Below are 1,037 nucleotides of genomic sequence, written 5' to 3'. Positions count from 1 at the left end.
CTAGGTGTGAGCTTTCGAGAGGTTGTCCATTCGGACCGGACCGAGGAGACTGGAGTTACCACGCTTCAGCATCCATCGGAGGGTCCGAATGAACATCCACAAGAATGCCCGTCTCACACCGCTGCGTCGAGAGGAGATGGCGTTATCGGTGATAGAAGGCGCTTTTTCCAAAGCCCATGCGGCGCGCGTCTATGGCGTGTCGGCCAAGATCGTGGCGCGCTGGGTCGAGCGCTATAAGACCAAAGGGCGGGCCGGCATGGTCGACCGCTCGTCGCGGCCCACCGTCATGCCGAGCCTGACCGAACAGTCCGTGGCCGAGCGCATCGCAGCCTTGCGTCGCCAGCGGCTGACCGGCAAGCACATCGCCCATGAGGTCGGCGTCTCGCCCGCCACCGTCAGCCGGGTTCTCAAGCGTGCCGGGCTGTCGCGGCTCAGGGATATCGAGCCGGCCGAACCGGTCCGGCGCTACGAGCGGGAGCATCCCGGCGAGATGATCCATATCGACATCAAGAAGCTCGGCCGCTTCAGCCAAGTCGGCCATCGTATCACCGGCGATCCGCAAAAGGGCAAGTCGCGCGGCGCCGGCTGGGAGTTCGTCCATGTCTGCATCGACGACGCGTCCCGCATCGCCTTCTCGCAAATCCTGCCCGACGAGAAAAAGGAGTGCGCCATCGCCTTCCTCAAGGCCGCGGTCGCCTATTACGCCAGCCTCGGCGTCACGATAGCCCGCGTCATGACCGACAACGGCTCCTGCTACAGATCAAAGGCCTTCGCCAAGGCCTGCCGCGATCTCGGCCTCAAGCACGTCACGACAAGACCCTATACGCCCAAGACCAATGGCAAGGCCGAGCGCTTCATCCAGACAGCACTGCGCGAATGGGCCTACGCCATTGCCTATCCGACATCCGATCATCGTGCCGCCGAACTGCCTGTCTGGCTGCACAGATACAATTGGCATCGTCCACATGGCAGCCTAAAGTCAAAAACGCCTATCAGTCGCCTCGCCCTGATCGAGGACAACCTGTTGAAGCTCCACA

1 protein-coding gene is annotated in these 1,037 nt (G+C 62.4%); it reads left to right on the top strand.

Annotation, left to right across the window (positions count from 1 at the left end; all coding sequences use genetic code 11):
* Positions 1-88: 88 nt before the first annotated feature.
* Positions 89-1,037: IS481 family transposase (locus ENZ75_RS32795; RefSeq protein WP_095770220.1), on the top strand; the 949-nt coding region annotated here is incomplete at its 3' end.

The organism is Mesorhizobium sp. M7A.F.Ca.CA.002.04.1.1 (assembly GCF_004022805.1).
Taxonomy (GTDB): Bacteria; Pseudomonadota; Alphaproteobacteria; order Rhizobiales; family Rhizobiaceae; genus Mesorhizobium; species Mesorhizobium ciceri.
The sequence above is the reverse complement of the archived record's forward strand: the minus strand, read 5'-3'. Positions and strand labels throughout refer to the sequence as shown.